Here is a 12,808-nt window from a genome sequence, read left to right on the forward strand (position 1 = left end):
TCGGAGTCGCGCTCGACTTTACGTGTTGTAAATGAGCATTCCGATCGGACTCGCGCACGAGCCTGTTTTTAACGCAGCATCACCGAGCGCAGCCACTTTTCGTACAAAGCCTAAGACACCCCGCACACAGGTATCGCCGGGCTCAATGCCCGGACGACTCCTGATTGTTGTTGCCCAGGGTTTCCAGCAGGGCAATCTGCATCCGCGTATGCACGCGGATGAACCAGCGCCACAGCAATGCTGCAACCACCGCCGCAATCAGCACGATCACCAGTAACAACTCGCTTGTCGGCAGAATGCTCGCCGACAGGACCGCCAGCAGAATGAAGATCACCACCAGCGACAGCAGTGGGATCACCTCAGCCACCACCTTGCGGACCCGTACGGTATGACGACCGGCCATTTCCGGCTTCACGCCCATCTCGGCCAGCAGCATCGACAGCGCCTTGAGCTTGCGGTACGCCGCGATCAGGAACGGTAGCGACAGCAACAATGCTGCCCCGCAGATCCAGGCCTTCTGCTGGCCCACATCGCTGACCCACTCACTCATGTAAGCGCCGATACGTCCGGCGAAATAACCCCCGCTGAAGAAGATCGCTATCACCAGCGCCAGGTTGACCCCGACTTGCAGCAGTATCCGCCGGATCATCGACGCCAGCACAGCGCCCTGCCCTTGAGGCTGGATGCTGCGCAGCCATTCGCCATACATGTTGAACACCCGCGCCACGCGACCGGGCACGATGGACGCCAGTTGCAGCGACAGCGGGTCGGCAGCGCGAATCAGGTAGGGAGTCAGCAGCGTGGTAATGGCAGAAACCGCCACCGCCACGGGGTAGAGAAAATCGCTGGTAACCTGCAAGGTCATGCCCAGCGCCGCGATGATGAAGGAAAACTCGCCAATCTGTGACAGCCCCATGCCGACGCGCAGCGAGGTCCGCCCATCGTTACCGGCAATGAAAGCCCCAAGCCCGCAGGACAGCATCTTGCCCAGCACCACGGCAACGGTAATAACCGCGATGGGCCAGGCATATTCCAGCAGGACTTTGGGGTCGATCATCAGGCCAATGGCGACGAAGAAGATGGCGCTGAACATGTCGCGAATAGGCTCGATCAGGTGCTCGATTTTCACCAGTTGACGAGACTCGGCCATGATCGCGCCAATCAGGAATGCTCCCAGCACCATGCTGTATTCCAGCTTCACCACCAGCAGGCAGAAACCGAAGCACAGGCCCAGCACCGTCACCAGCAACATTTCGTTGCTTTCAAACTTCGCGACATAAGACAGCAGGCGCGGCACCAGCAGAATACCGATCACCAGCGCCACGATCATGAACAAGGACAGTTTGCCGACCGTGGAGAAGACTTCGCCGGAACTCACCGAGCCACTGACCGCGATCCCCGACAGCAGAGCGATGATGCCGATACCCAGGATGTCTTCGACGATCAGCACCCCGAAGATCAGCTGGGCAAAGTGCTGGTTCTTCATCTTCAGGTCGTTGAGGGCCTTGACGATGATGGTGGTCGAGGAAATGGCCAGGATCGCACCCAAGAACAGCGAGTCCATGGTTTTCCAGCCAAAGAACTGGCCGATTTCGTAGCCGATCCAGATCATCAGGGCAATTTCGAGAAAGGCCGCGATGAACGCCGTGGCTCCGACCTTGAACAGCTTGCGCAGGCTGAACTCCAGCCCCAGGCAGAACATCAGGAAGATCACCCCAAGCTCTGCGAGGGTCTTGATGGTGTCTTCGTCATGGATCAGCCCGACTGGCGGCGTATGCGGACCAATGATGAAGCCCGCAACGATATAGCCCAGTACCACCGGCTGCTTGAGGCGATGGAAGAGAATGGTCACCACACCCGCCACCAGCATGATCACTGCCAAATCCTGGATAAAATTGACGGCATGCATGGGTGTGGCTCCTTATTGATAAATGATGCCTGAAGCTCCCGAATAGCCAGCGAAGCTGAAAAGTCGGAAGCTGCATCAATAAAACGCTACGAAAAGCGTAAGAAAAAACCCGATCCACGGGTTTTGGGAGAGTAACACTGCACCCGTCGAGAGAAAGCCGGTGCAATATATGGAAACAGATAGACCTCAAGCGTGACGGCATTCACTCCGCCAGCGTCCCGATAACTGTCTGTTGCAGGTAGTTGAACCACCCTCGTGAGCGCCAGCATAAGGCGCCACTCATGATGACCTTGACCGTGTGAGTACGCTATGGAACCCGGAAACGCCCAGCTGTCGATGACTGTATTGATGACCCCGGACATGGCCAACTTCTCTGGCAATGTGCATGGCGGTACGTTGCTAAAGTACCTGGATGAAGTCGCTTACGCCTGCGCCAGCCGTTATGCCGGTCGTTACGTGGTGACGCTGTCCGTGGACCAGGTGATTTTCCGCGAGCCGGTTCACGTCGGTGAACTGGTGACCTTCCTGGCCTCGGTGAACTACACCGGCAATACCTCGATGGAGGTCGGGATCAAGGTCGTGACCGAGAACATCCGCGAGCGCTCGGTGCGCCACAGCAACAGTTGCTTCTTCACCATGGTCGCAGTGGACGACAACCGCAAACCGGCCAGCGTCCCGCCGCTGGAGCCTGAAACCGCCGAAGGCAAACGCCGCTTCATCCAGGCCCAGCAACGCCGCCAGATTCGCCAGGAACTGGAAAAGCGTTATCAGGAAATCAAGGAAGAATCCCTGTAATACGTTGTTCGCGAATGAATTCCCACTATGGGAATTCATTCGCTAAGAGCATTACAACCGCACCGCCTCAAACCGCACCCGCGGATGGGCAATCCGGTCCTGAGCCCGTACCAGCTCCAGCTCATAGCTGCCACAGGCCTGGGTTTCCAGCAGCACTTCATGCACTGCCGCAGCCGTGAACTCGAAAGCCGCCACCAGATCGTCACCCAACAATACCCGCGCCAGGAACAAGCCGGATGTCAGATCACCCACACCCACCGGCTGACGCGGAAAGGCCAGCAGCGGACGACGCAGGTGCCAGCTGGCATCGGCGGTCACCAGCAGCATTTCAAAACCATCCGCCGCCTTGCCGGGGTAATCCAGATGCTTGACCAGTACAGCCTTGGGGCCTCGTGCCAGTAACGCCCGCGCCATGGCCAGGCAATCGAGCAGGGATTCAGGCTTGCGACCGGAAAAGCTGTCCAGCTCCAGCTGGTTCGGGCACATGAAGTCCGCCACTGCCGCCGCTTCTTCCAGCAGGAAATCACTGACCTCAGCCGGGACGATGCAACCCTTCTCGGGATGCCCCATCACCGGGTCGCACAAGTACAACGCCTTGGGGTTGGCCGATTTGATACGCGCCACACCCGTCAGAATCGCCCGACCCTGCGCCGCGCTGCCCAGGTAACCGGAAAGCACGGCATCGCAGTTACCCAACTCACCAATCGCCGCAATACCTTCGATCAGTGCCGGGATCTGCTGCGGAGCCAGCACTTCGCCAGTCCATTGCTTGTATTGGGTGTGGTTGGAGAACTGAACCGTGTTGAGCGGCCAGACATTGACCCCGATACGCTGCATGGGGAACACCGCTGCGCCGTTGCCTGCGTGGCCGAAAACCACGTGAGACTGGATGGCGAGCAAGTGGGGTGTACGTTTCATGGGAAGATCCTGAACACGATGCAAATGCAGTAATAAGAAATTTAAGTCGCGCAGTATGGCTGTAAATCACTTTGGGCAGTTAAGCTGAAGACTCCTGCGTAGGAGCACTCTGCCATGCTGACCCTGGGAAACATTTTCGTGCTGATGCTGTTCGCAAGTGCGGCAGCCTGGTTGTGGCATGCCCACGGTCTGCGCGAGCGAGCGCTGGAGCGCGTCAAACAGCATTGCGCCCGGCTCGATCTGGAACTGCTGGACGGCAATGTCGCCCTGCGCCGCCTGGCCTTGGTCCGCGATGCTCAGGGCCACAGGCGTCTGGCACGCATCTATGGCTTCGAGTTCACGGTCACCGGCGAACAGCGTCATCCGGGCACTATCACCATGTTCGGTGCCCATTCGGCGCAGATCGAACTCGCACCCTACCCGTTTGAAATTAAAACGCCACCACCTAGCGCCGAAATCATCGAAATGAACAAGTGGCGCGAGACTCATCAGCAACGCAAGCAGTGAGCCAGTTGCGCTTGCAGCGTGACGCTGTCCTGCGGCGTCTGGAAGATCAGTTCCAGACGCGAATCCTGCCGCCACTCGCTGCCTTGCCATTCAAGGCCCGAGCCCTTCAGCCCATTGGCTGAAAACCAGCCTTCGGGGCTGTGGATAACCATCTTCGCACGCCGCCAGGCGAGGCTTTCCAGCCATTGCCGCAGCGCTACCCGATCAAACTGCCGGGAAGGATGCCAGCGCCAGCCAATGCTCCAGCCATCCGGGCTCTCCTGGCTCAGGCAAATCGGCTCGCCCGGATCAGCCCAGACGGCGGGCAATTGCCCGAGGCTTCGGGGTAGAACGAGGTTATCCACAGAGCTGTTATCCACAACTCCGCGCGCCAAAAAGCCTGGCAGTTGAGCCAGCTCAAGCCGCCCTTGCTCGACCCAGACCAGCGAATGTTCCGGCAATGCCTCAGCCAGCCGCTGACGTGATGCTTCGTCGATGCTCTTTGACTTGTTCATCACCACTAGCCCCGCCTCCGTCAGCGCTTGCTGCTGGGTGGCCGGTAGCGGCTGGCCTGCCGCCATGGCGATTGCGTCCAGCACCATCACGCCAGGCTGAACACTGAGCACGCCCAGCCAGGGCGCCTGTCGCAACTGAGCCATGAGTTGCAGCGGATGGCCAAGGCCTGAAGGTTCGATGAACAACCGGTCGGGACGCGCCTTGCGAAGCAGACGCCCAAGGCCGATCTGAAACGGCACGCCGTTGACGCAACACAGGCAGCCGCCAGCCACTTCGCCAAGTGCGATACCATCGGCGTCCACGCTCAGGAGCGCAGCATCCAGACCAATCTGGCCGAACTCGTTGATCAGCACCGCCCAGCGCTCATCGTCCGGTTTCTGGCTCAGCAGGTGCTTGATCAGGCTGGTCTTGCCGGCACCCAACGGGCCACCGATCACATGAGTCGGGATGTTCTGCAGCATCTGGGTCGCTTCTGGAGAATGTCGTTTGCAAACAATGATGAAGGAAAGCTGACAATGCGAGCCCTGAGGCTGCCCGTTCGATTGGCGTTGATGCTGCTGGCAATGACATCCGGCAAGGTATTGGCCCAAGCGTGTCTGGTACACAGCCAGGCTGAGAGGTTAGACGTCAAAGTCTGTCAGGAAAACCTGAATATCCCGAAAGACCTGTTTCGCGACGGCTTCTGCAAACCGCAACTGGCAGGTCAGAAAACAGAAGTGACCTTCTCGCAAAGCTGCCCGGCCGGCGCATTTGGCATCTGCAGCAACGCACAGGTCGCCAATATGCCCTATCACGAGAATATCCACTATTACGGCATTGCCAGCGACGCGCTTTACCTCAAGCCGTTTTGTGAGGGGCAAAGCAAGGGCAAGTGGCTGACGCCGGATTAAGCCAGCCAGTCCAGCGTCAGAATCAGGCGACGCTCGTTGCGCTCCAGTTGTGGCGAACGATGCACCAGTCCCAGGCCTTCGTTGCCGCTCCAGCGCTCGCCCTTGAGCAAGGCCACTGCGCCGCAATCGATCTGCTGGATTCGATCCGGGTCCTGCGGTTCCGCTTCCGGGCTACCAAGCTGCTTGCGGTCGATGGCGTTTTCCTTGAGCCACTGGCTGCCTATCCCGGCATAGGTGGTGACCAGTCGCACTGGCACGTGATCCACGTGAAAGCGCGGGCACATGGCCTTGTCCAGCGCCCGCAAGCGCAAGCCGACGCACTCGGCGCCCAGCAGACAGGCATAGGCGCTGACCAGCCACGACACGTCCGCGATGAATCCGTCATACCCCTGCAGGTCGGCATAGCCCGAGGCCAGGCCTTGCAGATTGGGCTCGACATCGCCGCCCTGCACGTCCAGGGTCATGGATTCCGCCAACGGCTCGTTCAAGGACAACAGCAAGGCGCCGAAGTCCTCGATATGCGCAGGCAACTGGCGCTGCCAGACCGACAGATTGACGCCGTCCTCCAGCACCTGTCCCAGCACTTCAGGGGTATTGCCCTGCACCTGACGGGCGCGGGGCTGGAACTTCAAGACCGGCGCGAGCATCAGGCAGCCTCCTCGGCGTGCCAGTCGCCAAACGGGTCGGGCAGCAAGCGCCAGGTTTCTACGCCCATGGCCAGTTCGTCATCGGTGAGCAGGCAAGCATCCAGTTCAGCCGTGAGCTGGGCGAAGTCGATGTTTTGCCCGATGAAAACCAGTTCCTGGCGGCAATCGCCGGTTTCAGGCGACCAGTTGTCCATGATCGACGTAATGTTCTCCTGATCCTGAGGCCAGTGCGCCCGCGCCACGAAACGCCACCAGCGCCCGGCAAAGCCATGGCGCATCAGGCCGCCAGCCTGGGACCAGCTACCGGCGTCCTTGTATTTGCTCGCCAGCCAGAAGAAGCCCTTGGAGCGCAGCAGTTTGCCGTTGGTCCATGGCCGGTCGATAAAGCTGAAAAAGCGTTCTGGATGGAAAGGCCGACGCGCCCGGTAAGCCGTGGAGGCGATGCCGTACTCTTCGGTTTCCGGCACGTGCTCGCCGCGCATTTCCTTGAGCCAGCCCGGTGCCTGGGAAGCACGCTCGAAGTCGAAACGGCCGGTGTTGAGGATGGTCGACAGCGGCACTTGGCCCATGACCATCGGTACGATCTCGGCATGGGCATTGAGGCGCTTGAGGATGGCCATCAGTTCTTCGCGTTCGCTGGAACTGATCAGGTCGATCTTGCTGAGCAGGATCACATCCGCAAACTCGATCTGCTCGATCAGCAGGTCAGTAATCGAGCGGTCATCGTCTTCACCCAGGGTTTCGCCACGGGTCGCCAGGCTTTCGGAAGCCTGATAATCGAGCATGAAATTAACACCATCGACCACAGTCACCATGGTGTCCAGGCGCGCCATGTCCGCCAGGCTCTTGCCTGCTTCATCGCGGAAGGTAAAGGTTTCGGCCACCGGCAAGGGTTCGGAAATGCCGGTTGATTCGATCAGCAGGTAATCGAAGCGCCCGTCCTGAGCCAGACGGCTGACCTCTTCGAGCAGGTCTTCGCGCAACGTGCAGCAGATGCAGCCGTTGCTCATCTCGATCAGCTTCTCTTCGGCGCGGTTCAGGCTGACATCGCGCTGAACTTCGCTGCCATCGATGTTGATCTCGCTCATATCGTTGACGATAACGGCTACTCGCAGGTTCTCGCGATTGCGCAGCACGTAATTGAGCAGAGTGCTTTTCCCGGCTCCAAGAAAACCGGACAGAACGGTAACAGGCAGACGATTCGACATCAGGATTCTCGGGCCAGGTTGCAAGGCTTGCGCCTTGTTGATGTAGGCTGCACCGGGTCTGTTATCGACACCTTGGCAGCCAGCTCTAATCACCCGCCAATGTTATAGTATAACGATGCAAAATTGCCAACCCGTTCGACAAAGGGCGTCTGCGTGAAACACATTTCAAAAGGCTTGTTCACGTTACTGTTATTGATCAGCACGCAAATAATGGCCGCAGGCCCGCGGCCCAGCGTGGATATGGCGACCTGCACTCGCAGCGCGACCCTGCTGGCGTGCAGCGATGCGCAAGGTAATGGCTACAGCGTCGCCACGGCGGGTTCGACCACGTATTTGCGGGGCTATGAAGTGATTGGTAAAAAACGCTGGGCGCAGACCAACAGCCGGTTCGATCAACTGACCTTCTTCACCGGCCTGGCCTCGAATGGGGATGCCTGGATCGGCACTATCCAGCGCATCGGCTGGACCACCATCACGCGGGTGTCCAGTTCCGACGGCACACGCAGCAAAATCACTTGCAGTCGCTTGAATGGCTGCCACTGAACAGCGTCAGGCTTGCGCCTGCTTCTTCTGTTCCTGAACCCAGGCCATGTGGGAGTCCAGCGGCGGGTTGCGCTGGAAGTAACGCTGCAAGCCCTCGAACAGCCCATCGGCCACGGCCTGCTGATGGCGCGCCGTCACCAGCCGTTGACTGTCGCGGCTATTGGAAATGAAACCGGTCTCCACCAGGATAGAAGGCACGTCCGGTGACTTGAGCACCGCGAAACCCGCCTGTTCCACACGCTTCTGATGCAGCGTGGTGATGCCTTCCAGACTGCCCAGCACCGTATGGCCCAATTGCAGGCTGGCGGCGATGGTGGCGTTCATCGACATGTCGAGAATCACGCCAGCCAGCATCGGGTCCTTATCCTTGAGGTTGAGCAGCGAAGTCGCGCCCAGCAGGTCTGCGCCGTTTTCACGCTGGGCCATGAAGCGCGCCGTCGCCGATGTCGCGCCGCCTTCGGACAGAGCGAAAACCGAAGCGCCGGAAGCCGTCAGGCGCGGCGCAGCATCGGCATGCACCGAGATAAACATGTCGGCCTTGGACTTGTGGGCAAACTCCACGCGCTTGCGCAGAGGCACGAAGAAGTCATCGTTGCGCACCAACCGCACATCGAAACCTTTTTCACGCTTCAGACGTTTGGCCAGCAATTGGGCGATGGACAGCACAACGTCTTTCTCCCGCTCGCCTCGGGAACCGACAGCGCCAGGGTCCTTGCCGCCATGCCCGGCATCGACCACCACCATGATGTCACGCTTCGGGTGAGCCTTATCCGTGGCCTGGGCCTGAACCGGAGGCGGCGGCGCGACAGCAGCCATCTGCACCGGCGCGCTGGCGGTGGAACTCAGGTCCAGCACCAGGCGATGGCCCTGCCCGCCTTCCGGCCCGAGCAGAAAGCTGTTGAGCTGCACAGGAGCAGTGAGGTCCAGCACGATCCGCGTGTCGTCGCCATGGCCGTAATGCCCGGAACGGATCGACTTGATCACCGTACGATCCAGCGCCAGTTGACTGAAATCACCGGTCAGCCGAGAGCCACTGACATCGATGATCAAACGGTCAGGCGCAACCAGGGTGAATGTCTTGTATTGCACTGGCCCGCTCAGGTCGAGCACCAGCCTCAGCTTGTCATCGCTGCGCCATAGCCGTGCATTGCTGATCTGCGTGGCGTAGGCCCCAAAAGGCAAGGCCAGCGCAGCGCTGGCCAGAAGCATGTTGAGCAGGATTTGACGTCGGTGCATGGCAGGTCTCACGAAACAAGGCGAGCATCCCGGCTCATGAAGTATCACCGCAACAATAGTAATAACATAACACCATGTTACAAGTGAAACTTGAAGCCTTACATGAAGATTGGCACCGACGAGAATCCTCTGATTACGGGCAGTAAGTACATGACCGACAAGAAAAATGTTCCACGTGGAACGTCATCAGCTCCGTGGAGCCACTGCACCGCACTGCGGCCCTAGCCAGACGGCACGAGTATCCATGCTGCCGTTCTGTTGCTGGCCGGTAGCATTGAAGGTGCCGACCACCTTGGTGGTGAACTCGCGATTACTGAGAAACTGTGCCTGCCCGGTGCCTTGAGCCTTGGGGCAACTGAACTGGAAGTTCCAGGTCTGGCCGTTGCGAGCAGTGATCTTCTGCGAACAGCCGGATTTAGGGTCGGTCAGGGGAATATCGTCCGACTTGACCTGTGCTTCGGTCAGGCAGAACCGCACGCCTTGCCCACCCAGTGTGACGCCCTGCTTCTGCATCATCTGTTCCATCATGGCGCGCTGCTCAGGCGGCAGGTTCTTCAATTGGCCCAGCATCAGTTGCAGATCCGGCAGCGCCTGACCATCGACTTGCATGTTGCTGGAGGTCAGTTCCCACAAGCCTGGTTGCAGCATCTGGGCATGAGCCACGGGTGCTGCCAGACAAAACATCAACGCCAACGCGCGTTTGTTCATTTAAAAAATCCTCGTAAGAACATTGCCCAGACAAGCCTGAGCGGGCCGACGCATCTTAGACGACAGAAGCGTTGACCAGTTGCACCACGATTAAAATAGCGACAATCCCGAGCGGCTGTGGTCTGTTATAGGCGCAAAAGTGAGGAGCATTGTTTACGTATGGATTTCCATAGCCCGTATTTCTTTGGCTACGTCCTGGCTTTCATCCATCTGGTGGGTACCGCTGCCGCTATCCATGCATTGCTGACCGTGCGCACCGCGCAAGGCGCGATTGCCTGGGCGATGCCGCTGTTTTTCATTCCATACTTCACTCTGATTCCTTATCTGGTCTTTGGCCGCAGCTCGTTCGACGCCTACATCAAGGCGCGACGCGATGCCAACAGTGAAATGCGCAACGCCATCGCCAACCTGAACTGGCGGCCCTGGATCGAAGAGGCCGTGGCCGCACGGCGCTCGGACGCTTATGCCTCGCTGCGCGCCATGCCTAAACTCGGGCGCATGCCGGCTCTGGCCAATAACGAAGTCAAATTGCTGATCAATGGCCAAGCCAGTTTCGATGCCATGTTCGCCGCCATCGAGCAGGCCCGGCAGACGATCCTCGTACAGTTTTTCATCATTCATGACGACGAGCTCGGGCGCCGTCTGCAAACCCTGCTGCTGAAAAAGGCCGCCGAGGGTGTGGCGATTTTCGTGCTCTATGACCGGATAGGCAGCCATGCCCTGCCCGCTTCCTACAGCGAAAAGCTGCGCGCAGGCGGTGTGCAGATCAAGGCCTTTGCCACCCATGGCGGCTGGCTCAATCGCTTCCAGATCAACTTTCGCAATCACCGCAAGATAGTCGTGGTCGATGGGCTGAAAGGCTATCTGGGCGGGCACAACGTCGGTGATGAATACCTGGGCCTCAAGCCCCCACTCTCACCCTGGCGCGATACTCATGTGCAGGTGATCGGCCCGGTGGTGGCCTGCCTGCAAGAGTCATTCGCCGAAGACTGGTTCTGGGCCACCCGTGAATTGCCACCCATGAACCTGCCTGAATCCTTTCCCGAACAGGGCGTGCTGTGCCAATTGCTGGCCAGCGGCCCGGCTGATGCGCAGGAAACCTGTTCGCTGTTCTTTGTCGAAGCCATCCACGCGGCGACCGAACGGGTGTGGATCACCAGCCCGTATTTCATCCCTGATGAAGCCGTGTCGGCGGCATTGCGCCTGGCGGTGTTGCGTGGTGTCGATGTCCGGCTGCTGCTGCCGTCACGTCCCGATCATTACGTTGTGTACGCCGCCTCCAGCCTGTTCGCCTTCGATGCGGTTCGGGCCGGAGTCAGAGTGTTCCGCTACAAGCCGGGCTTCCTGCATCAGAAAGTAGTGCTGGTAGATAACGAAATCACCGCCATCGGCAGCGCCAACCTGGACAACCGTTCGTTCCGGCTGAATTTCGAGCTGATGCTGCTGACCGTCGATACGGATTTCGCTCGTGAGGTTGAAGCCATGCTGACGGACGACTTCAACCTGAGCCACGAGATTTCCCTTGAGGAAAGCCGCGAAACCCGCCACCTGCACCAGTTGGGCATGCGCGTGGCCAGGTTGATCTCGCCAATCCTGTAGCGTCAGCGATAAATGTCTTCACGGGTCAGAGGCAAGCCATGCCCTCCATCGGCAAAGGGTTTGACCGCCAGAATCTGGTGCAGATTGATCCATCCCCTGGCGAAGGCATAGGAGCAACCGGCCAGATACAGCCGCCAGATGCGCAAGGTGTGTTCGGGTACCAGCGCAGCGGCTTCGCTCAGGCGCGCCTCAAGGCGAGCGCTCCACTGCTCCAGGGTTCGGGCGTAATGCAGGCGCAGGCTTTCGACATCGACGATTTCCAGCCCCGCGTCACTGATATGCGTGCTGATCATCGCCAGATGAGGCAGCTCGCCATTGGGGAACACGTAACGGTCGATGAACTCCCCGGCACCACGCCCCACCGGACGGCCATCGGTATGCAGGGCCGTAATACCGTGGTTCATCACCAGACCGCCCTCTTTCACTGCCCCCGAAAGACACTGGGAATAGAGCGGCAGGTTGCCGTGACCCACATGTTCGAACATGCCCACACTGACCACCTTGTCAAAGCGCTGGTCCTGAGGCAGATCGCGGTAATCGAGCAATTGCAGCTCGACCCTGTCCTGCAGCCCCTCGGCGTTGACTCGCTCACGGGCGAGCGCCAACTGTTCCTGGCTCAAGGTAATACCGAACACCTTGACCCCATACTCACGGGCCGCAAACCGCGCCAGACCGCCCCAACCACAGCCCACATCCAGCAGGTACTCGCCGGGCTTGAGACGCAGCTTGCGGCACAGGTGCTGGAATTTGTCCTGCTGCGCCTGCTCCAGCGTCTCCCTGCCGGTCTTGAAGTAGGCGCAGGAATAGACCATCTCCTGATCGAGCCAGAGTTGGTAAAAACTGTTGGACAGGTCGTAGTGATAGGCAATCGATGCCGCATCGGTGGCCTTGTCGTGCCGGGTTCGCACGGGAGAGCTGGCGTCTTCGTTTTCCAGCAGTGCGCGGGTCAACTCGTCGCAGACCCTGATGACTTCACTGATGGAGCCTTCCAGCTCCAGCCGACCTTCTACAAAGGCGCTGCCTAGCAGGCCGAGGCTTGGGTGGCTGAAATCGGACACCAGTTGCGGGTCCTTGACGACAATCGTGACACTGGGCGCAGGCCCCAGATCCAGCTCATGGCCGTCCCAGAGCTTGAGGCGCAATGGCAGGTGGAGATTCTGCAAGGCCGATGGAAGTTGCACGTTCATATCAATTGCCCCCCTATCCAGAAGCTGGAAAAGGGCAGTCCAGGCGGTTCAACCGCAACCGAGGCTATTGGCAGGGAAAAAATTACAGGGAACGGCCTTGTGCCCAATGATTCGAGCCAAACGTGCAGCCTTTCATGGATCACCCTAGTCTTGAATGACCATCAAT

Annotated in this window: 13 protein-coding genes; 5 read left to right on the forward strand and 8 right to left on the reverse strand. The window is 59.2% G+C overall.

The window, feature by feature from the left end:
• Nucleotides 1-142: 142 nt before the first annotated feature.
• Complete coding sequence (locus K5D32_RS12915) at nt 143-1,909, reverse strand: cation:proton antiporter (protein WP_221575272.1); 1,767 nt, start codon at nt 1,907-1,909, stop codon at nt 143-145.
• Between the two features lie 309 nt (nt 1,910-2,218).
• Here K5D32_RS12915 and K5D32_RS12920 point away from each other — a divergent pair, with 309 nt between their 5' ends.
• Nucleotides 2,219-2,704, forward strand: coding sequence for an acyl-CoA thioesterase (locus K5D32_RS12920; protein ID WP_025262582.1), 486 nt, complete (start codon nt 2,219-2,221; stop codon nt 2,702-2,704).
• A 51-nt stretch (nt 2,705-2,755) separates the two neighbouring features.
• On the opposite strand, the gene pdxY is transcribed toward K5D32_RS12920, so the two are convergent.
• Nucleotides 2,756-3,622, reverse strand: coding sequence for a pyridoxal kinase PdxY (pdxY, locus tag K5D32_RS12925; protein WP_221561551.1), 867 nt, complete (start codon nt 3,620-3,622; stop codon nt 2,756-2,758).
• A gap of 114 nt (nt 3,623-3,736) precedes the next feature.
• Here pdxY and K5D32_RS12930 point away from each other — a divergent pair, with 114 nt between their 5' ends.
• The gene (locus K5D32_RS12930) at nt 3,737-4,129 is read left to right on the forward strand and encodes a DUF3301 domain-containing protein (RefSeq protein WP_221561552.1); all 393 of its coding nucleotides are present in this window, start codon (nt 3,737-3,739) and stop codon (nt 4,127-4,129) included.
• Here the strand turns inward: K5D32_RS12930 and K5D32_RS12935 are convergent.
• A complete protein-coding gene (locus K5D32_RS12935; RefSeq protein ID WP_221561553.1) occupies nt 4,111-5,085 on the reverse strand; it encodes a GTP-binding protein in 975 nt (324 codons plus the stop codon). The two genes, K5D32_RS12930 and K5D32_RS12935, sit on opposite strands and share 19 nt — an antisense overlap.
• Before the next feature lie 54 nt (nt 5,086-5,139).
• On the opposite strand from K5D32_RS12935, the gene K5D32_RS12940 reads away from it, so the two are divergent.
• Nucleotides 5,140-5,514 (forward strand): NADH:ubiquinone oxidoreductase, encoded by a 375-nt coding sequence (locus K5D32_RS12940; protein WP_221561554.1) that lies wholly within the window; start codon nt 5,140-5,142, stop codon nt 5,512-5,514.
• Here the strand turns inward: K5D32_RS12940 and K5D32_RS12945 are convergent.
• Nucleotides 5,511-6,161, reverse strand: a complete 651-nt coding sequence (locus K5D32_RS12945; protein WP_221527781.1) for a DUF1826 domain-containing protein — start codon at nt 6,159-6,161, stop codon at nt 5,511-5,513. The genes K5D32_RS12940 and K5D32_RS12945 overlap by 4 nt on opposite strands.
• The gene (gene zigA, locus K5D32_RS12950) at nt 6,161-7,369 is read right to left on the reverse strand and encodes a zinc metallochaperone GTPase ZigA (RefSeq protein WP_221561555.1); all 1,209 of its coding nucleotides are present in this window, start codon (nt 7,367-7,369) and stop codon (nt 6,161-6,163) included. The genes K5D32_RS12945 and zigA overlap by 1 nt, the downstream gene beginning before the upstream one ends.
• A 210-nt stretch (nt 7,370-7,579) precedes the next feature.
• On the opposite strand from zigA, the gene K5D32_RS12955 reads away from it, so the two are divergent.
• Nucleotides 7,580-7,912, forward strand: a complete 333-nt coding sequence (locus tag K5D32_RS12955; RefSeq protein ID WP_236249439.1) for a glutamine synthetase — start codon at nt 7,580-7,582, stop codon at nt 7,910-7,912.
• A gap of 6 nt (nt 7,913-7,918) precedes the next feature.
• Here K5D32_RS12955 and K5D32_RS12960 read toward each other — a convergent pair whose 3' ends face one another.
• Together K5D32_RS12960 and K5D32_RS12965 are read right to left on the reverse strand one after the other, a co-directional pair.
• Nucleotides 7,919-9,148: an N-acetylmuramoyl-L-alanine amidase gene (locus K5D32_RS12960; RefSeq protein ID WP_221600528.1), complete on the reverse strand. Its 1,230-nt coding sequence runs from the start codon at nt 9,146-9,148 to the stop codon at nt 7,919-7,921.
• Between the two features lie 186 nt (nt 9,149-9,334).
• Nucleotides 9,335-9,856 carry a DUF3617 domain-containing protein gene (locus K5D32_RS12965; protein WP_025262591.1) on the reverse strand — a complete coding sequence of 174 codons (522 nt, stop codon included), beginning with the start codon at nt 9,854-9,856 and terminating at the stop codon, nt 9,335-9,337.
• Between the two features lie 159 nt (nt 9,857-10,015).
• Between K5D32_RS12965 and cls the strand changes: the two genes are divergently transcribed.
• Nucleotides 10,016-11,455 carry a cardiolipin synthase gene (cls, locus tag K5D32_RS12970; RefSeq protein ID WP_221561557.1) on the forward strand — a complete coding sequence of 480 codons (1,440 nt, stop codon included), beginning with the start codon at nt 10,016-10,018 and terminating at the stop codon, nt 11,453-11,455.
• Nucleotides 11,456-11,457: 2 nt separating this feature from the next.
• Here the strand turns inward: cls and cfaB are convergent, their stop codons facing one another.
• Nucleotides 11,458-12,642, reverse strand: coding sequence for a C17 cyclopropane fatty acid synthase CfaB (gene cfaB / locus K5D32_RS12975; RefSeq protein WP_221592895.1), 1,185 nt, complete (start codon nt 12,640-12,642; stop codon nt 11,458-11,460).
• Nucleotides 12,643-12,808 lie beyond the last annotated feature (166 nt).

Source organism: Pseudomonas cichorii (assembly GCF_019719005.1).
Taxonomy (GTDB): Bacteria; Pseudomonadota; Gammaproteobacteria; order Pseudomonadales; family Pseudomonadaceae; genus Aquipseudomonas; species Aquipseudomonas cichorii_E.